16 protein-coding genes are annotated in these 18,240 nt (G+C 59.7%); 11 read left to right on the top strand and 5 right to left on the bottom strand.

Going from position 1 to position 18,240, the window contains the following annotated elements:
* Positions 1-220: 220 nt before the first annotated feature.
* Positions 221-1,597, bottom strand: coding sequence for a glutamine synthetase family protein (locus tag AOA61_RS10520; protein WP_003213894.1), 1,377 nt, complete (start codon positions 1,595-1,597; stop codon positions 221-223).
* A gap of 278 nt (positions 1,598-1,875) precedes the next feature.
* Between AOA61_RS10520 and AOA61_RS10515 the strand changes: the two genes are divergently transcribed.
* The 8 genes from AOA61_RS10515 to AOA61_RS10480 all read left to right on the top strand — a co-directional run bounded on the left by AOA61_RS10515 (position 1,876) and on the right by AOA61_RS10480 (position 10,564).
* Positions 1,876-2,115, top strand: coding sequence for a hypothetical protein (locus AOA61_RS10515; RefSeq protein ID WP_099601720.1), 240 nt, complete (start codon positions 1,876-1,878; stop codon positions 2,113-2,115).
* 80 nt (positions 2,116-2,195) lie between these two features.
* Positions 2,196-3,554, top strand: a complete 1,359-nt coding sequence (locus AOA61_RS10510; protein WP_032884240.1) for a glutamine synthetase family protein — start codon at positions 2,196-2,198, stop codon at positions 3,552-3,554.
* Between the two features lie 58 nt (positions 3,555-3,612).
* Positions 3,613-4,977, top strand: coding sequence for an aspartate aminotransferase family protein (locus AOA61_RS10505; protein WP_032884238.1), 1,365 nt, complete (start codon positions 3,613-3,615; stop codon positions 4,975-4,977).
* Positions 4,978-5,158: 181 nt separating this feature from the next.
* A complete protein-coding gene (locus AOA61_RS10500) occupies positions 5,159-6,253 on the top strand; it encodes a polyamine ABC transporter substrate-binding protein (RefSeq protein ID WP_032884518.1) in 1,095 nt (364 codons plus the stop codon).
* Between the two features lie 208 nt (positions 6,254-6,461).
* Positions 6,462-7,556: a polyamine ABC transporter substrate-binding protein gene (locus AOA61_RS10495; protein WP_032884236.1), complete on the top strand. Its 1,095-nt coding sequence runs from the start codon at positions 6,462-6,464 to the stop codon at positions 7,554-7,556.
* A 67-nt stretch (positions 7,557-7,623) separates the two neighbouring features.
* Positions 7,624-8,766: an ABC transporter ATP-binding protein gene (locus AOA61_RS10490; RefSeq protein WP_003195240.1), complete on the top strand. Its 1,143-nt coding sequence runs from the start codon at positions 7,624-7,626 to the stop codon at positions 8,764-8,766.
* Positions 8,763-9,683 carry an ABC transporter permease subunit gene (locus tag AOA61_RS10485; protein WP_032884234.1) on the top strand — a complete coding sequence of 307 codons (921 nt, stop codon included), beginning with the start codon at positions 8,763-8,765 and terminating at the stop codon, positions 9,681-9,683. Before AOA61_RS10490 ends, AOA61_RS10485 begins: the two co-directional genes overlap by 4 nt.
* The gene (locus tag AOA61_RS10480; RefSeq protein ID WP_032884233.1) at positions 9,680-10,564 is read left to right on the top strand and encodes an ABC transporter permease subunit; all 885 of its coding nucleotides are present in this window, start codon (positions 9,680-9,682) and stop codon (positions 10,562-10,564) included. Before AOA61_RS10485 ends, AOA61_RS10480 begins: the two co-directional genes overlap by 4 nt.
* Before the next feature lie 119 nt (positions 10,565-10,683).
* Here the strand turns inward: AOA61_RS10480 and AOA61_RS10475 are convergent, their stop codons facing one another.
* Positions 10,684-11,322: an HD domain-containing protein gene (locus tag AOA61_RS10475; RefSeq protein WP_099601719.1), complete on the bottom strand. Its 639-nt coding sequence runs from the start codon at positions 11,320-11,322 to the stop codon at positions 10,684-10,686.
* A gap of 292 nt (positions 11,323-11,614) precedes the next feature.
* Here AOA61_RS10475 and AOA61_RS10470 point away from each other — a divergent pair, with 292 nt between their 5' ends.
* A complete protein-coding gene (locus AOA61_RS10470) occupies positions 11,615-12,586 on the top strand; it encodes a GlxA family transcriptional regulator (protein ID WP_099601718.1) in 972 nt (323 codons plus the stop codon).
* Between the two features lie 29 nt (positions 12,587-12,615).
* Here the strand turns inward: AOA61_RS10470 and AOA61_RS10465 are convergent, their stop codons facing one another.
* Positions 12,616-14,970, bottom strand: coding sequence for a penicillin acylase family protein (locus AOA61_RS10465; protein ID WP_099601717.1), 2,355 nt, complete (start codon positions 14,968-14,970; stop codon positions 12,616-12,618).
* A 27-nt stretch (positions 14,971-14,997) separates the two neighbouring features.
* Positions 14,998-15,573: a DUF6436 domain-containing protein gene (locus tag AOA61_RS10460; protein ID WP_099601716.1), complete on the bottom strand. Its 576-nt coding sequence runs from the start codon at positions 15,571-15,573 to the stop codon at positions 14,998-15,000.
* Between the two features lie 104 nt (positions 15,574-15,677).
* On the opposite strand from AOA61_RS10460, the gene AOA61_RS10455 reads away from it, so the two are divergent.
* Positions 15,678-16,619 (top strand): alpha/beta hydrolase, encoded by a 942-nt coding sequence (locus AOA61_RS10455; protein WP_095185158.1) that lies wholly within the window; start codon positions 15,678-15,680, stop codon positions 16,617-16,619.
* Positions 16,620-16,723: 104 nt separating this feature from the next.
* Here AOA61_RS10455 and AOA61_RS10450 read toward each other — a convergent pair whose 3' ends face one another.
* Positions 16,724-17,476, bottom strand: a complete 753-nt coding sequence (locus AOA61_RS10450; protein ID WP_078050614.1) for a DUF2059 domain-containing protein — start codon at positions 17,474-17,476, stop codon at positions 16,724-16,726.
* Between the two features lie 131 nt (positions 17,477-17,607).
* Here AOA61_RS10450 and AOA61_RS10445 point away from each other — a divergent pair, with 131 nt between their 5' ends.
* Positions 17,608-18,240, top strand: a complete 633-nt coding sequence (locus tag AOA61_RS10445; protein ID WP_095185157.1) for a 2OG-Fe(II) oxygenase — start codon at positions 17,608-17,610, stop codon at positions 18,238-18,240.

Here is an 18,240-nt window from a genome sequence, read left to right as displayed (position 1 = left end):
GGAAGTCTCCTACAAGGCAGCGGGCATTGTATGAGTAGGAGTCTGTGTTGTCTTCCAGGCCGCCATCGGGAGCAAGCCCCCTCCCACACTTTGATCTGTGAACATTCAAATGTGGGAGGGGGCTTGCTCCCGATGAGGCTGGCTCGGTCTTCTGGAAGAAACCCAAAAAAAACGCCGCAGACCATAAGGTCTGCGGCGCTCTTTTTTCTGCAGCCGTCGTTTAGACGGTATGCAGGTACCAGTTGTACTCAAGGTCGGAGATGGAGTGTTCGAACTCTTCCAGCTCACTTTCCTTACAGGCGACGAAGATATCGATGTATTTAGGATCGATGTACTTGGCCATCACCTCGCTGTCGTCCAACTCGCGCAGGGCATCGCGCAGGTTGTTCGGCAGGCTCTGCTCGTTCTGCTCGTAGCTGTTGCCTTCCACGGGTGCGCCCGGTTCGATCTTGTTGGTCAGACCGTGGTGCACGCCTGCCAGGACCGAAGCCATCAACAGGTAAGGGTTGGCGTCGGCGCCGGCTACACGGTGTTCGATACGTACGGCGTCGGACGAGCCGGTCGGTACGCGAATCGCCACGGTGCGGTTATCCAGTCCCCAGCACGGCGAGTTCGGCACGTAGAACTGTGCGCCGAAACGACGGTAGGAGTTAACGTTAGGGCACAGGAACGCCATTTGGGCGGGTAGGGTCTCCAGCACACCGCCGATCGCGTGACGCAATGCGGCGTTCTGCTCGGGATCCTCGCTGGCAAAGATGTTCTTGCCGTCTTTGTCCAGAATCGAAATGTGTACGTGCAGCCCGTTGCCTGCCTGGCCTGGGTAAGGCTTGGCCATGAAGGTGGTGTCCATCTCATGGTCGTAGGCGATGTTCTTGATCAAACGCTTGAGCAGTACAGCGTAATCGCACGCTTTGATCGGGTCGGCGACGTGGTGCAGGTTCACTTCGAACTGCGCCGGGGCACTTTCCTTGACGATGGCGTCAGCCGGGATACCTTGCTCTTTGGCACCTTCCAGGATGTCCTGGAGGCAGTCGACGTATTCGTCGAGGTCGTCGATCAGGTAGACCTGTGTCGAGTGCGGGCGTTTGCCGGAGATCGGCGAGCGGGGCGGTTGCGGGCGGCCGTTCACGTTCTCCTGGTCGATCAGGTAGAACTCAAGCTCGAAGGCAGCGCAGATGGTCAGACCGAGGTCGTCAAATTTGCTTACAACTTGGCGGAGCACTTCGCGTGGATCGGCGAAGAAAGGTTCACCTTCAAGTTCGTGCATGGTCATCAACAATTGCGCGGTAGGGCGCTTTTGCCAAGGTTCATTGCACAGGGTGTCGGGGATTGGATAACAGATTCGGTCAGCATCACCGATGTCCAGACCCAGGCCGGTGCTTTCCACCGTCGAGCCGTTGATATCCAGGGCAAATAAAGAGGCAGGCAGGTTAATGCCCTTCTCGTAAACCTTGTGGAGGCTGGTGCGTTCGATGCGCTTACCGCGCACCACACCATTCATATCCGCAATTAGAAGGTCTACGTACAGAACCTCAGGATGATCCTTAAGGAACGCGTTCGCTTCGTTAAGCTGAACGGCACGCGGGGGTACCGACATGATGCAACACCTTTGTTGTTAAAAATATCAATCATTGATCTTTTCTGGTTTCAGTCAACCCGAACGGCATGCCGAAGTCAAGCGAGGCCTTTTTTGCCCTAAAAAAGCGCCGTGAAGGCATTTTTGGGGCTTTTTGGGGCGGTTTTTTGCATTTGATTCGCTTGGGACTCGCAGGCTTGAGCGGGCCGTGTTGTATTTTTTACGGGGGTGTTGTGTAAAAAAATGAACAAGGCTAAGCTCGATTCAAACCCATAACAGCAATAATACCGGGGTGCTTCATGTTTCACCTGCCGCCGCTCGGCGTCTCTGCCTGCTCCAGCCAGGCGTTGTCCGCAGTTCGTTCGCCCCGCGTGAATGTCCCTGCACCGGCCAATATTCTTGACGGCCCGTCCGACCTCTTCTTTGCCACCTCAACTGCCTCTGACCGGCTCCCGTCCACGGAACCGATCATGATTCTGCACGACTTTGGCGTGAGGAATGCAACGCTGCAGCAAATGGCAGGTAAGCTCCTACCCTGAATGAACAAAACGACGCGGATGCTGCGTCAACCAACGCCTGGCCTTTAATGGATGCCAGGAAACCCAGCCCAGAGGCATTTATGAGTAACAACCTCGACCAGCTCACCGATTGGTTGAAAGACCACAAGATCACAGAAGTCGAATGCATGATTGGCGACCTCACCGGCATCACCCGGGGCAAGATCTCGCCGACCAACAAGTTCATCGCCGAAAAAGGCATGCGCCTGCCCGAGAGCGTTCTGCTCCAGACCGTGACCGGCGACTATGTCGAAGACGACATCTATTACGAATTGCTCGACCCGGCCGATATCGACATGATCTGCCGCCCCGACCAGAACGCGGTATTCCTGGTGCCTTGGGCCATCGAGCCCACCGCCCAGGTGATCCACGATACCTACGACAAGCAAGGCAACCCGATCGAGCTGTCGCCGCGCAACGTGCTCAAGAAAGTCCTCAAGCTCTACGCCGACAAAGGCTGGCAGCCCATCGTGGCGCCGGAGATGGAGTTCTACCTGACCAAACGCTGCGAAGACCCTGACTTCCCGCTGCAACCGCCGATTGGCCGTTCCGGGCGCCCGGAGACTGGTCGTCAGTCCTTCTCTATAGAAGCCGCCAACGAATTCGACCCGCTGTTCGAAGACGTCTACGACTGGTGCGAACTGCAGGAGCTGGACCTCGACACGCTGATCCACGAAGACGGTACCGCGCAGATGGAAATCAATTTCCGTCACGGCGATGCGCTGTCCCTGGCTGACCAGATCCTAGTGTTCAAACGCACGATGCGTGAAGCAGCGCTCAAGCACAACGTGGCGGCCACCTTTATGGCCAAGCCGATGACCGGCGAGCCCGGCAGCGCGATGCACCTGCATCAGAGCATCATCGACATCGCGACTGGCAAGAACGTCTTCTCCAATGAAGACGGGAGCATGAGCCAGCTGTTCCTCAACCATATTGGTGGCCTGCAGAAATTCATCCCTGAATTGCTACCGCTGTTTGCTCCCAACGTGAACTCGTTCCGCCGTTTCCTCCCCGACACCTCGGCGCCGGTCAACGTGGAATGGGGCGAAGAAAACCGCACCGTCGGCCTGCGCGTACCGGATGCCGGCCCGCAGAACCGCCGCGTAGAAAACCGCCTGCCGGGGGCCGACGCCAACCCTTACCTGGCGATTGCCGCCAGTTTGCTGTGCGGCTACATCGGTATGGTCGAAGGCCATAACCCGAGCGCACCGGTGGTAGGTCGTGGTTACGAACGACGCAACCTGCGTCTGCCGTTGACCATCGAAGACGCCCTGGAACGCATGGAAAACAGCAAGACCATCGAGAAATACCTGGGTCAGAAATTCATCACAGGCTACGTCGCGGTCAAGCGGGCCGAGCATGAAAACTTCAAGCGCGTGATCAGTTCGTGGGAGCGGGAATTCCTGCTCTTCGCCGTCTGATGCGCCGGGCGCACGGGGTAACCCGCGCGCCCTTAACTGAAAAGTCTAGGAGATTGGTATGTCCAGCAACAACCCGCAAACCCGTGAATGGCAAGCCTTGAGCAACGATCACCACCTGGCGCCATTCAGCGACTTCAAGCAATTGAAAGAGAAAGGCCCACGGATTATCACCAAAGCCCACGGCGTTTACCTGTGGGACAGCGAAGGCAACAAGATCCTCGACGGCATGGCCGGCCTGTGGTGCGTGGCGATCGGTTATGGTCGCGATGAACTGGCTGACGCCGCCGCCAAGCAAATGAAAGAACTGCCGTACTACAACCTGTTCTTCCAGACCGCTCACCCGCCGGTGTTGGAGCTGGCCAAAGCCATTTCCGACATCGCACCCGCCGGCATGAACCACGTGTTCTTTACCGGTTCCGGCTCCGAAGGCAACGACACCATGTTGCGCATGGTCCGCCACTACTGGGCGATCAAAGGGCAGCCGAACAAGAAAACCATCATCAGCCGCAAGAACGGCTACCACGGCTCCACCGTGGCCGGCGCGAGCCTGGGTGGCATGACTTATATGCACGAACAGGGCGACTTGCCGATCCCGGGCATCACCCACATCGCCCAGCCGTACTGGTTCGGCGAAGGTGGCGACATGAGCCCCGAAGAGTTCGGGATCTGGGCCGCCAACCAGTTGGAAGAGAAGATCCTCGAATTGGGCGTGGACACCGTCGGTGCCTTTATTGCCGAGCCGATCCAGGGTGCCGGTGGCGTGATCGTCCCGCCCGCCACTTACTGGCCGCGCATCAAGGAAATCCTCGCTAAATACGACATCTTGTTTGTGGCCGACGAAGTGATCTGCGGGTTTGGCCGTACCGGTGAGTGGTTCGGTAGCGATTTCTACGACCTCAAGCCAGACATGATGACCATCGCCAAGGGCCTGACCTCGGGTTACATCCCTATGGGCGGCCTGATCGTGCGCGACGAAGTGGTCGAGGTGCTGAACGAAGGCGGCGATTTCAACCACGGGTTTACCTACTCCGGTCACCCGGTGGCCGCAGCGGTGGCCCTGGAAAACATCCGCATCATGCGTGATGAAAAAATCATCGAGCAGGTCAACAGCGAAACGGCACCCTATTTGCAGCGTCGTCTGCGCGAGCTCAATGATCACCCGTTGGTGGGCGAAGTTCGCGGAGTGGGTCTGTTGGGCGCCATTGAGCTGGTGCAGGACAAGGCCACGCGCAAGCGTTATGAAGGCAAAGGCGTGGGCATGATTTGCCGCAACTTCTGCTTCAACAATGGCCTGATCATGCGCGCCGTGGGCGACACCATGATCATTTCCCCGCCACTGGTGATCAGCAAGGCTGAGATCGACGAGTTGGTGACCAAGGCGCGCAAGTGCCTGGATCTGACTTTGGCGGCATTGCAGGGCTAAGTGCTAGGCTCAGTGCGCAGAGCACTGGGCAGTTATAAATGTAGGGGCTTTGGTTGAAAGCCGGCCCCTGAACTTGCCAGACTGTCGCCCTGTTTTGTTGCCCTCTGGAAGGGCCGCAGAACATGAAAAAACGTGGCCCAAAAAAGAAAAATTGGAGCATCACCAAATGAAGGCATTAGGTTTGAAGAACGCTGGCAAGACCCTCCTTGCCTTGTCCCTGATGGGCGCAATGGCGGGCGCGGCCCAGGCAGACGATAAGGTGCTGCACGTCTACAACTGGTCCGACTACATTGCACCGGACACCATCGCCAACTTTGAAAAAGAGTCGGGCATTAAAGTGGTGTACGACGTTTTTGACAGCAACGAAACCCTGGAAGCCAAGTTGCTGGCAGGCAAGTCCGGTTACGACATCGTCGTGCCGTCGAACAACTTCCTCGCCAAGCAGATCAAGGCCGGTGTCTACCAGGAGCTGGACACGTCCAAGCTGTCCAACTACAGCAACCTGAACAAGTCCCTGCTTAAAGCCGTGTCGGTCAGCGACCCGGACAACAAGCACGCCTTCCCGTACATGTGGGGTTCGATCGGCATCGGCTACAACCCGGAGAAGGTCAAGGCTGCGCTGGGCGTGGACAAGATCGACTCGTGGGACATCCTGCTCAAGCCTGAGAACATCGCCAAGCTCAAAAGCTGCGGCGTGAGCTTCCTCGATTCGCCGACCGAAATGCTGCCAATCGCGCTGCATTACCTGGGTCTGCCGACCGACAGCCAGAAGAAAGAGGACCTCAAGCAAGCCGAAGCGCTCTTCCTGAAGATCCGTCCTTCGATCGGCTACTTCCACTCCTCCAAGTACATCTCGGACCTGGCCAACGGCAACATCTGCGTGGCCGTGGGTTACTCGGGTGATATCCAGCAGGCTAAATCCCGCGCGGCTGAAGCCGGTGGCAAAGTGAAAGTTGCCTACGACATTCCGAAAGAAGGCGCTGGTAGCTTCTTCGACATGGTCGCCATCCCTAAAGATGCCGAAAACGTCGACGCCGCTTACAAGTTCATGAACTACCTGCTCAAGCCGGAAGTCATGGCGTCGATCACCAACAGCGTGCGTTTCCCGAACGGTAACGAGAAGGCCACCGCACTGGTCGACAAAGACATCACCAGCGATCCGGGCATCTACCCGCCAGCCGATGTGCAAGCCAAGCTCTACGCCATTGCTGACTTGCCAGCCGCAACTCAGCGTGAAATGACGCGCAGCTGGACCAAGATCAAATCGGGCAAGTAAGCCTTAAAACCTGTGGGAGGGGGCTTGCCCCCGATGGCGTTGTATCAGAAACACATGTGCAAGCTGACACACCGCCATCGGGGGTAAACCACCTCCCGCACATTAAATGACAGAAAGTTTTGCCGGATCGGTTTATCGAGGGTAAGTTGCGCGCCGGTTTTGTTGCCGGGCAACAACTTCAGGCCCAACTATTTAAGAGGACCTCCACTTGCCAATTTCTTTATTTCGCAAAGCCATGCTGGTGGGCGCAGGTGTCACGCTGGCTGTCAGCGTGCAGGCCGCATCGACGGTGCATATTTATAACTGGTCGGACTATATCGGTACCGACACCCTGGCCAACTTCGAAAAGGCCACCGGCATCAAGCCCGTGTATGACGTGTTTGATTCCAACGAAACCCTGGAAGGCAAGTTGCTGGCCGGACGTACCGGCTACGACGTAGTCGTGCCGTCCAACCACTTCCTCGGCAAGCAGATCAAGGCCGGGGCGTTTCAGAAACTCGACAAATCGCTGCTGACGAATTACGCAAATCTTGACCCGGCCTTGCTCAAACGCCTGGAAAAGAACGACCCAGGCAACCAGTACGCCGTGCCGTACCTCTGGGGTACCAACGGCATCGGTTACAACGTCGACAAAGTGAAGGAAGTGTTGGGCGTCGACAAGATCGACTCCTGGGCTGTGCTGTTCGAGCCGGAAAACATGAAGAAGCTGGCCACCTGCGGTGTGTCGTTCATGGACTCGGCAGATGAAATGCTGCCGGCGGTGCTCAACTACATGGGCCTGGACCCTAACAGCACCAACCCTGAAGACTACAAAAAGGCCGAAGAAAAGCTGCTTAAAGTACGGCCCTACGTGACTTACTTCCATTCGTCCAAATACATCTCGGACCTGGCCAACGGCAACATCTGTGTGGCGGCCGGTTTCTCTGGCGATGTGTTCCAGGCCAAAGCCCGTGCGGCTGAGGCAGGCAAGGGCGTGAACATCGCCTACGCGATTCCGAAAGAAGGCGGCAACCTGTGGTTTGACGTGCTGGCGATCCCCAAGGACGCCACCAACGTTAAACAGGCCCACGCCTACATCAACTATTTGCTGCAACCTGAGGTAATCGCCCAGGTCAGTGATTACGTCGGTTACGCCAACCCTAACCCAGGGGCGGACAAACTGATGGAGCAATCGATACGCACCGACGAAGCGGTTTACCCACCGCAGGCGGTTCTCGATCGGACATTCGTCAACTTCGAGCTACCCCCGAAAGTGCAACGTTTAATGACCCGTAGCTGGACCAAGGTCAAGACGGGCAAGTAAGGCTCAAATTATCCAAGGGTCGTCCGTATTGGGCGCTCTGCACTCTTTTTTTCTGGGAGTTTCGTAAATGGCAGTTGCCTCCGGCGCCTACAAGAAAGCCCTCGAAGGGGACCAGACACCGAAGAAGGTGTTGGTCAAAATCGACCGGGTCACGAAGAAGTTCGACGAGACGATTGCCGTGGACGATGTGTCCCTGGAAATCAAGAAAGGCGAGATCTTCGCCTTGCTCGGCGGTTCGGGTTCGGGCAAATCCACGCTGCTGCGCATGCTCGCAGGTTTCGAGCGCCCGACCGAGGGTCGCATCTACCTCGACGGTGTGGACATCACCGACATGCCGCCGTACGAGCGGCCGATCAACATGATGTTCCAGTCCTACGCCCTGTTCCCGCACATGACCGTGGCGCAGAACATCGCCTTCGGCCTGCAACAGGACAAGATCCCCAAGGCCGAAGTCGACGCCCGCGTAGCCGAAATGCTCAAGCTGGTGCAGATGAGCCAGTACGCCAAACGCAAGCCGCACCAGTTGTCCGGCGGCCAGCGTCAGCGTGTGGCCCTGGCCCGCTCCCTGGCCAAGCGCCCGAAACTGCTGCTGCTCGATGAGCCCATGGGCGCCCTCGACAAGAAACTGCGTTCGCAGATGCAACTGGAGTTGGTGGAGATCATCGAGCGCGTCGGCGTGACCTGCGTGATGGTGACCCACGACCAGGAAGAGGCCATGACCATGGCCGAGCGCATCGCAATCATGCACTTGGGCTGGATCGCACAGATCGGCAGCCCGATCGATATCTACGAAACCCCTACCAGCCGCCTGGTGTGCGAGTTCATCGGCAACGTCAATATTTTCGACACCCAAGTGGTGGACGACGCCGAAGGCCACGCCGTGCTCAAGTGCCCGGACTTGGACCGCGACATCTACGTGGGCTACGGCATCGCCACCTCGGTGGAAGACAAGTCGGTGACCTACGCCATCCGCCCGGAAAAACTGCTGGTCACCACCGAAATGCCGACCTGCGAGCACAACTGGTCCAGCGGCAAGGTGCACGACATCGCTTACCTGGGCGGCCACTCGGTGTTCTACGTGGAACTGCCGAGCGGCAAGCTGGTGCAGTCCTTCGTCGCCAACGCCGAGCGCCGTGGTCAGCGGCCGACCTGGGGTGATCAGGTTTACGTGTGGTGGGAAGACGACAGCGGCGTGGTACTTCGCTCATGAACACAAAAAAGCTCAAGCGGCGCTTGAACCGCCTCGTCCCGAGCGGCAAGCAGGTGGTCATCGGGATTCCGTTCCTGTGGCTGTTCCTGTTTTTTGCCCTGCCGTTTTTCATCGTCCTGAAAATCAGCTTTGCCGAAGCCGACGTGGCAATCCCGCCGTACACCGAGATCTACACCTACGTTGAACAAAAGCTGCAAGTGGTGCTGAACCTGGCCAACTACAGCTTGTTGGCAGGTGATGAGCTGTATATCGCTGCGTACCTGGGCTCGCTGAAGATGGCGTTCTTCAGCACGCTGCTGTGCCTGCTGATCGGCTATCCGATGGCGTATGCCATTGCCACTGCGCGCAAAGAGATGCAGACCGTGCTGGTGCTGCTGATCATGATGCCGACCTGGACCGCGATCCTGATCCGGGTGTATGCGTGGATGGGCATCCTCAGCAATAACGGCTTGCTCAATGGTTTCCTGATGTCCATGGGGCTGATCAACGAACCGCTGCAGATCCTCAACACCAACATCGCGGTGTACATCGGCGTGGTCTATTCGTACCTGCCGTTCATGATCCTGCCGCTGTACGCCAACTTGGTGAAGCACGATCAGAGCCTGCTGGAAGCCGCATCCGACTTGGGTTCGAGCACCTTCAACAGCTTCTGGAAAATCACCGTGCCGCTGTCCAAGAACGGCATCATCGCCGGCTGCATGCTGGTGTTTATCCCGGTGGTGGGCGAGTTCGTGATTCCGGAACTGCTGGGCGGCCCGGAAACCCTGATGATCGGTAAAGTGTTGTGGCAAGAGTTCTTCAACAACCGTGACTGGCCGGTGGCGTCTGCCCTGGCGGTAGTGATGCTGGCGATCCTGATCGTGCCCATCATTCTGTTTAACCGCAGCCAAGCCAAAGAGATGGAGGGCAAGATATGAAGCGCGTCAGTTTCTCAAGCTTCATGCTGGTGGCGGGGTTGTTGTTCATCTACCTGCCGATGTTGATCCTGGTGATCTACTCGTTCAACGAATCCAAGCTGGTAACGGTGTGGGGCGGTTGGTCGATCAAGTGGTACGTGGGCCTGCTGGACAACACCCAGTTGATGGGCTCGGTGGCACGCTCCCTGGAAATCGCCTGCTACACGGCAGTGGCCGCTGTTGCGCTGGGTACGTTGGCGGCGTTTGTGCTGACGCGCATCAGCCAGTTCAAGGGCCGCACGTTGTTCGGCGGCCTGGTGACCGCGCCGTTGGTGATGCCGGAAGTGATCACCGGTCTGTCGCTGTTGCTGCTGTTCGTGGCTATGGCGCAGATGATCGGTTGGCCCCAGGAACGTGGCATCGTCACCATCTGGATCGCCCACACCACGTTCTGTGCGGCGTATGTGGCGGTGGTGGTGTCGGCGCGTTTGCGTGAGCTGGACCTGTCGATTGAAGAGGCGGCCATGGACCTCGGCGCGCGGCCTTGGAAGGTGTTCTTCCTGATCACCATCCCGATGATCGCGCCGTCGTTGGCGGCAGGCGGCATGATGTCGTTTGCGCTGTCCCTGGATGACCTGGTACTTGCCAGCTTCGTCTCAGGCCCGGGTTCGACGACGTTGCCGATGGAGGTGTTCTCGGCGGTGCGCCTTGGGGTTAAACCTGAGATCAACGCCGTAGCCAGCCTGATTCTGTTGGCGGTGTCGTTGGTGACCTTCCTTGTGTGGTTCTTCAGCCGTCGTGCCGAAGAGATGCGCAAGAAGGCCATCCAGCAAGCCATCGAAGAAGCCGCTGCCGATGGCTGGCAGCAGCCGGACAGGCGTCGGGCTCCAGCGCCGGTCTAAAGGCCTGCGCAGTCCAAATGTGGGAGGGGGCTTGCCCCCGATGGCAGTGGGTCAGTCAATAGACGTAGTGACTGACACTCAGCAATCGTGGGCAAGCCCCCTCTCACATTTGATGCATTTCAGGTCCAAGGCGATTGGCGAATCACCTCGACAAAGTTCATCGGTTTGAACCCCGGCTCCTGATCCACCAGCACATCCGTCTTCACGTTGCCAAACGTGGTCTGCGGGCGATGGCGCAAGCCGTCGGCGAACGCACAGATGATGCACTCCTTGAACCCTTCACCCCGTGGATGCGCATGCACCACTGCTTCGCGCTGCACACTGCTAAACGCGGCGTAGTCCATGCCCAGCACGTCCATCTCCACCCCGGCAGTCACCAGCGCGACGGTGGGGCGCAGATGCTGCGGCACACCTGGCGTAGTGTGCAGGGCGATGGACAGCCACACCTGTTCGATATCGTCATCGCTGAGCCCGTAAGGTTTGAGGAAGGCCGCCGCCGCGTTGGCGCCGTCCACTTCGAAACGCTCGTTATCGCTGCGATACCCTTCCACCAGGCCCAAGTCATGGAACATCGCGCCCACGTAGAGCAACTCCGGGTTATAGGCCAACTGCTTGCGCTCACCGCTCAATGCGCCGAATAGAAATACCCGCCGCGAGTGGTGGTAGAGCAGATCGGATTCGATGTCACGGATGTACTCGGTGGTGGCCTTGGCCAGGGCGCTGTCGGGGATCTTGATACCGGCGATGGTGGTGGTCATGGTTGCTCTCCTCTGGAAAGCAATCAGTTTGGTCGCTCGTCTGTGCAGCGGCCATCGCGGTGAGGGCGCGATCCCGGCCAATGTGCCGACACATCGTGCCAAGCAGAAATCGACTAGGGTGTAGCGGGCGATATCACTCTTGAAGCCTGCGAAAATCCCAATGTGGGAGGGGGCTTGCTCCCGATTACTGAGTACCAGGCACTGCATCTGCTGGCTGATACAGCGCCATCGGGAGCAAGCCCCCTCCCACAGGGTTTGCATTTTATTACGCTAGAAAAAGGTGTCTGTGAGCATGCACAAGACCGTCGCCATCCTGATCTTCCCCGGCGTCCAGTCACTGGATGTGACCGGCCCCATGGATGTGTTCTGCGAAGCCAACCGCTTTCTGCCGCCCCAGGATCACTATCAGATAGAGGTCATCGGGCTGGGCCACGGCACCATGGCCGCCTCCAATGGTTTGGCATTGCAGGCCCACCGGCATTACGGCGAAGCCCTGCAGGCCTATGACCTGCTGCTGGTCGCCGGTGGCCCGCAGTTGCCGTTCGAAGATTTCGGCGTGTCGTTCGATGATTGGCTGCGTGGCGCCACCGCTCGGGCGCGACGTTTTGGCTCGATCTGCAACGGCGCCTTCATGCTGGCGCGCGCCGGATTGCTGGACGGAAAAACCGTCACCACCCATTGGAACGACGCCGCTGACCTGGCGCGCCTGTGCCCCTCGGCCCAGGTCGAAGCCGACCGCCTGTACGTCCAGCACGGCAACCTCTACACCTCGGCCGGGGTCACGGCGGGCATCGATTTGTCGTTGTACCTGCTGGCCCAGGACCACGGTCCGGAAGTGGCTTTGAGCGTGGCCAAGCGCCTGGTGGTGTTCACCCAGCGTTCGGGCGGGCAGTCGCAGTTCAGCCCGTTCCTTACACCCCACGCCGAAACCACATCGGCGGTAGCGCTGGTGCAGCTGTATGTATTGGCGAATTTGACCGGGGATCTGACCATCGCCGACCTGGCAAGGGCCGCCAATATGAGCGCGCGCAATTTTTCTCGGGTGTTTGCCCGTGAGGCGCAGGTTACGCCTGCGGAATTTGTTGAGCGGGCCCGGGTGGATGCGGCGCGGGTGATGCTTGAAAGCACTCACGCGCCATTGAAAACCGTGGCGTACCAATGCGGTTTTCGCGATGCCCAGCACATGCGCAGTGTGTTCAATCGCCGCCTGGGGGTGACGCCGCAGCAGTGTCGGCTCAACTTTGCGCCCCCAGCAACGGCGTAGACCAACTGTAGGCGTTGGCTTGCATAGGGCTACCGCGCCGGTAGTAGCTTCAAGGTGCCGCGCGTATTCGCCGTGACTTCCTCATCACTGAAATGCGCTTGCTCGTAACCGCCTTCGATATAGGTCTCTGCCTGGTCGCCATAGTGCTTGTCAAACGGCACACCGCTTTGACCGACTGGGTTGATCGTCAGCGCGTGGGCCACATCGGCGAAGTCGATCAGGCGGCGGGTCGAAGGGCCGTAGGTCACCGGCCAGGGCGCCGGGCCGATGGCGGCCGACTGATTGTTCGGCACTTCGTGAGTGCCGGGCGCCGGGAAGGGGCCGACGTTGAGAATCAGGTCCAGCGGCTTTTGCGAACCCAGCGGATGGCCGTGGGTCAGGGTATGGGCCTTGCCCCACTGCCACTGTGTCGGGTCATCGCCGAAGGTGGCTTTCAGGTGCGTGAGGCTGTTGTCCCAGGCGAGTTTGACGGTGTCGGCGCGCTTGCCGTCCCACCAGGGTGAGTCCGGGTCAGCAGCCAGGCGGGGCAGGGCGGCGTCGATTACGCGGGTGGTGAGCAGGGTCTTGAACATGGCGTCACCCAGTTTCGGGTGGAAGGCTGCATCGGCGAGGTTGAACAGGAACTGGTTGAACAGCGTGGCACTGATGGAATCGAGTGGGTAGTCACCCTTCCAGCTGGCAAGCTGTTCCACCTGTTTCAACTGTGCCGGGTCTTTGACCACCTCACGCAGCACCGGCAACAACGGCGCCAGCAGGCGCGGGCCGAAGGCGGTAGTGGTACCCAGTTGCAGGGCCTGGCTGTTGTTCACATCCCACTTCACGCTTTTGTCGCTTAACTGCGCGTTCAACTGCTGGCCACGGTCGGCCAGATTGTAATAGCCGGGGATTTCCAGGCCGGTGGGTGATGCCGGTTGGGCATTGGCCGACACCACATAGCCACGCGCGGGGTTTTCTTCCTGGGGGTTGGCGCTGAACGGGTAGAAGCCCAACTTGTCGGCCTGGGCGGTGCTGCCGTCGAGGATAAACCCAGGGTTGACGCCGGCCGGACGAATCGGCAACTGCGCCGCCGCCCACCAGCCGATATCGCCCTTGGCGTTGGCCCACACGATATTCAGCCCCGGCGCCGACACTTTGGCCGCCGCCGCACGTGCCTTGGTCAGGGTGTCGGCGCGGTTGAGCTGATAAAAGCCGTCGAGAATCGGGTTCTGGGTGTCGAGGAAGGCCCACCACATGGCGATGGGCGTCTTGCCGGCGCTCTCGCCGAGTACGTCATTGATAATCGGCCCGTGGGGCGACTGGCGCAGGGTGAAGGTGACTGGCGCCTGGCCCTTCACCGCGATCTGTTGTTCGCTGCTGGTCATGTCGACCCATTGGCCCTGGTACCAGACCTGGTTGGGGTTGTCCGGGTTGAGCTTCTCGGCGATCAGGTCGACGTCGTCGTTCTGGAACATCGTCAGGCTCCAGCCGAAATCCAGGTTGTGCCCCAGGAAGGCCACTGGCACCAGCGCGTTGTGATAGCCATACAGCTCAAAGCCCGGCGCCGACAGGTGCGCCTCGTACCACACCGACGGCACCGAGAAGCGGATATGCGGGTCACCCGCCAGTAGCGGCTTGCCGCTCTTGGTGCGACTGCCGCTGATGGCCCAAGCGTTGCTGCCTTCGAACTGCGGCAAGCCGTTGTCGGCCAAGGCCTGTTCGCTCAGGGACGCGATGGCACCGAGGGTTTGCCAATCGCCGGCAGCCAGGTTGAGTGCGCCTTTGGGTTGCCAGTCGAGGTCGAACACTTTCAGGTAGTCACCGCCCAATTGGTCGCGAACGTAGGTCAACAAGGGCTCGGTGCGAAACGCGGCGGCAAAGCTGTAGGCCATGTATCCGGCGACGCTGATGGTGTCTTCGGCGGTGAACCGGCGCTTGGGGATGCCCAGCACGTCAAACTCCATGGGGCTGGCGTGGGTGTCCTGATACTGATTGATTCCATCCAGATAGGCTTGCAGGGCCTTCCAGGACGCAGACTCGTGATCCATCTGCTCCACGTAGCTCAAGGCCCGCTCACGGATGCGCAGGCTGCGAAACAGTTTGTCGGTCTCCAGCAGCTTGGGGCTGAGTACTTCGGCCAACTCTCCACGGGACAGGCGCCGCATGATCTCCATCTGGAACAACCGGTCCTGGGCGTGCACATAGCCCAGAGCGCGATACAGGTCTGTCTCGTTGTCGGCGCGAATATGCGGCACGCCACGGTCGTCGTAGCGCACCGTGACCGAGCCTTGCAGGTTGGCCAGCGTGACCGAGCCCTGGCGAGTGGGCTGCTTGCTGTACACGTACCAGCCGCCGCCGAGGGCGATCAGCACCAGCAGAACCGCGAGAACCCGCAAGACGCGCTTCATGAACTTTCCTTACCGGGAGTGGAGTGACTAACGATCTTCAGGCCACGAACAATAGCAGCCCACTGCCAAGGTGTGAGTGGCATTCACTTCGCGCCCCGCTTGGAGTGCCTTCAGGATCGGCTCGATAAAACTGTTGCTGGCGTTGCACGTCAGGCCTTCGCTGTACGGCCCGAAATACGCGAGCTTGCCCGTGCGATCCCAGATGCCCACGGCCGGGCTGGCCGGTACTTGGTCAGAGCCGGGCAGGGCGGTGAGGATCTTCATGCTGCGCAGGTTGTCTGGCAAACGGCCGTGGCTGTCAGGTTTTTGCAGGGCGTAGAACTCGACGCCTTGTGGCGCGTATTGCTCGATCAACTCGCCCAAGTGTTGCTGGTTACCGACGTTGCACGGGCAGGCTGGGTCCCAGAAGTGCACCAGGCGGATTGGGCCAGGCCCGCTCAGCTCGGCGGGCAGGCGCAGTGCATCGCCGGAAAACACCGCTGTGTGTTCGCTGAAGGCGCGCAGGTAGCGGCCCTGGAACCAGTCATACGCGGCCCACAGCGCGACAGCGCAGATGATCAGGATCAGGCTGGCGAACAGGGTGGTACGGTAGGGTTGTCGCATCCGGATCTATCCTCGAAGGTCGCGTAGCTTGCCATGCTTGTCCTGACAGATGAATATCGCAGCTCGATATTCATCTGCCCTGTGCGTTAAGTCTGGAACCCCTTATGCCCGTTACCTTTGACCCCGATCATCTGCGCGACAGCTTGCGACCCCTGGTGGATGCGCAACCGCTCAGCGCCGAAGCGCGGGTGTACCAGCGCTTTTATGGATTGGACCTGGCCGCGCGCAAAGTGCCGGCTATGAGCCGCCTGGGGCGCTTTGAGGTGCGCGGGTTCGAGGTGGTGGGGCAGGTGTGGTCGCCCCCACAACCGGTGGCGACGATGTTTATGTTTCACGGCTTCTACGACCACATGGGCCTGTACCGCCACGTGGTGGACTGGGCGCTGGACCAGGGCTTTGTGGTGATCGCCTGCGACCTGCCGGGCCATGGCCTGTCCAGCGGCGCGCGGGCCAGCATCGATGATTTTGCGGTGTACCAGGAGGTGGTGCAGGCGCTGTTCGCCCAAGCCCAGGCGCTGAAATTGCCGCAGCCCTGGCATCTGTTTGGGCAGAGCACGGGCGGCGCGGTGGTGGTGGACCATTTGCTTAACCAGGGGGCCGACAGCCCGGCCCAAGGCAAGACCTTCCTGCTGTCACCGTTAGTGCGGCCACGTGCGTGGGGGTGGTCGCAGGTCAGTTATTACCTGCTGCGTCCGTTCGTCAAAGGTATCGCCCGGCGTTTCAGCGAGAACACTAACGACCCGGCCTTCAAGCCGTTCCTGGAGGCCGATCCGCTTCAGCCGCGCCAACTGCCCACCGCCTGGGTGGGGGCGTTGGCGCGCTGGATCAAGCGCATCGAAGCCGCACCGCGCAGCCCCCGGAGGCCGGTGATTGTGCAGGGTGAGGAAGACATGACGGTGGACTGGCAGCACAACTTGCAGGTGCTTCGGGGTAAGTTCGACCAGCCTGAGGTGCTGATGCTGAAGCGGGGAAGGCATCACCTAGCGAATGAGATTCCCGAGATTCGTGAAGAGTACTTCCGGTATTTGACAGACCATTTGAAATAACACAATCCAAATGTGGGAGGGGGCTTGCCCCCGATGGCAGTGGGTCAGCTACAGATAAGCTGACTGATGCACCGCTATCGGGAGCAAGCCCCCTCCCACATTTTCTACTGCGTCAGGCTTGAAGTGCTTTGGCCGACCGCCAGCCCCGCGCGAATAGCTGCCAGCGCCGCCTGGTAATACGCCTTACCTTCCGGCGACTCTGCAAACGTGGCGAACTCTTCCAGCTCCGGGTCGGACAAATCCCGATAGACGTACAGCAGGGTGTTGTTCAGATCCTTATCGATCTGCTGCATCAGCCGTTCACGTTGACCATTCAACATGCCCTGCGCCTGACCACCGCCCAGCAAACCGGGAATCATTTGGCTCAAACTGTCGGCCGCCACGCCGGCAATCGCCAGGCTGACTTCCGCACCGGCCTCGCGGGCGGGCAGGGCCTGGGCCAGGTGGCCGATGATCAGGCTGCGGGTGGCGTCGGCTTCGATTTTCGGCAGGCCTTGGGCGTTTTTGGCCAGCTGGTCGCGGCGGGTGGCCAGCAGCTCTGCGGCGACAATCTTGCGGCCCAGCGGTGATTGGAAGAACGCCAGGGCAGGCTTCGGATCCGCCAGGTTCTTGCGCAATTGCGCCTCGGCGCGCTGGTCCATGGCCTGGGCGGCAAAGCGCTTATTGCTGTTGTCCACCAGCGCCTGGTACACCGCCGGCGGCAGGCTATTGCGATAGCGCTGCTGGGCGGCACTGAGGGCGTCATTGAAATGCGCACGTTGTTCGGCCCAGCCGGCGACCTTGTACAACTGGTCATGGCCGTCTGCCCAAGCGGGCAAAACGCAGAACATCAGCAAGGAAAAAAACAAACGACGCATATGGACTCCTGTCAGTCGGCCACTATTGTCCGTGTCGGGCGTAGGATTTGTCGAGAAGTCCTATCAGTCACCTGACTAAAGTGTATTGAGACGCTCGACGGCGCTGTCGGATTTGAAGGCGTATGGATACTATGCGCGCCATGCAAATACCCCTTGATCACCCCCTGCTGCAACGCATTGTCGACGACCTGGCCGAGAAAGGTTGGTCGCAGCAGAACGGCTTCCTGCCCCAGGCTCTGACCCTGGAACTGGCGGCTGAGTGCCGTAAACGTGCGGCCGAGGGTGAATTGGCACCGGCGGCGGTGGGGCGCGGACCATCCCAGGAGATCCGCGAGGGCATTCGCGGCGACCATATCCAGTGGCTGGAGGAAGGCGACGCCGCCGTCTGCGACAGCTACATGGCGTTGATGGACAGCCTGCGCCTGGCGATGAATCGAGGGCTGTTCCTCGGTCTGGAAGACTTCGAAAGCCACTTCGCGATGTACCCACCAGGGGCGTTTTACCTCAAGCACCTGGACCGTTTCCGCGACGATGACCGGCGCATGGTTTCGGCGGTGATCTACCTGAATGACGCCTGGCTGCCCGAGCATGGTGGCCAGTTGCGCATGTACCTCAAGGACGGTGTTGAATACGATGTGGTGCCTACCGGCGGTTGCCTGGTGGTGTTCCTGTCGGGCGAAGTGCCCCACGAAGTTATGCCCGCCACGCGCGAACGCCTGTCCCTGACCGGCTGGTTTCGGCGGCGGGGCAACGAGCCGTTTTAA

Source organism: Pseudomonas sp. 2995-1 (assembly GCF_002742505.1).
GTDB lineage: Bacteria > Pseudomonadota > Gammaproteobacteria > Pseudomonadales > Pseudomonadaceae > Aquipseudomonas > Aquipseudomonas sivasensis.
Note: the sequence above shows the minus strand (reverse complement) of the source record. Positions and strands in the feature narration are given on the sequence as shown.

Excerpts from the sequence above, each read along its gene's own strand:
- AOA61_RS10450 (WP_078050614.1), bottom strand. The coding sequence starts at position 17,476 with ATGCGTCGTTTGTTTTTTTCCTTGCTGATGTTCTGCGTTTTGCCCGCT.
- AOA61_RS10470 (WP_099601718.1), top strand. The coding sequence starts at position 11,615 with ATGCACAAGACCGTCGCCATCCTGATCTTCCCCGGCGTCCAGTCACTG.
- AOA61_RS10490 (WP_003195240.1), top strand. The coding sequence starts at position 7,624 with ATGGCAGTTGCCTCCGGCGCCTACAAGAAAGCCCTCGAAGGGGACCAG.
- AOA61_RS10485 (WP_032884234.1), top strand. The coding sequence starts at position 8,763 with ATGAACACAAAAAAGCTCAAGCGGCGCTTGAACCGCCTCGTCCCGAGC.
- AOA61_RS10445 (WP_095185157.1), top strand. The coding sequence starts at position 17,608 with ATGCGCGCCATGCAAATACCCCTTGATCACCCCCTGCTGCAACGCATT.
- AOA61_RS10455 (WP_095185158.1), top strand. The coding sequence starts at position 15,678 with ATGCCCGTTACCTTTGACCCCGATCATCTGCGCGACAGCTTGCGACCC.
- AOA61_RS10505 (WP_032884238.1), top strand. The coding sequence starts at position 3,613 with ATGTCCAGCAACAACCCGCAAACCCGTGAATGGCAAGCCTTGAGCAAC.
- AOA61_RS10515 (WP_099601720.1), top strand. The coding sequence starts at position 1,876 with ATGTTTCACCTGCCGCCGCTCGGCGTCTCTGCCTGCTCCAGCCAGGCG.
- AOA61_RS10520 (WP_003213894.1), bottom strand. The coding sequence starts at position 1,597 with ATGTCGGTACCCCCGCGTGCCGTTCAGCTTAACGAAGCGAACGCGTTC.
- AOA61_RS10510 (WP_032884240.1), top strand. The coding sequence starts at position 2,196 with ATGAGTAACAACCTCGACCAGCTCACCGATTGGTTGAAAGACCACAAG.
- AOA61_RS10475 (WP_099601719.1), bottom strand. The coding sequence starts at position 11,322 with ATGACCACCACCATCGCCGGTATCAAGATCCCCGACAGCGCCCTGGCC.
- AOA61_RS10480 (WP_032884233.1), top strand. The coding sequence starts at position 9,680 with ATGAAGCGCGTCAGTTTCTCAAGCTTCATGCTGGTGGCGGGGTTGTTG.
- AOA61_RS10460 (WP_099601716.1), bottom strand. The coding sequence starts at position 15,573 with ATGCGACAACCCTACCGTACCACCCTGTTCGCCAGCCTGATCCTGATC.
- AOA61_RS10465 (WP_099601717.1), bottom strand. The coding sequence starts at position 14,970 with ATGAAGCGCGTCTTGCGGGTTCTCGCGGTTCTGCTGGTGCTGATCGCC.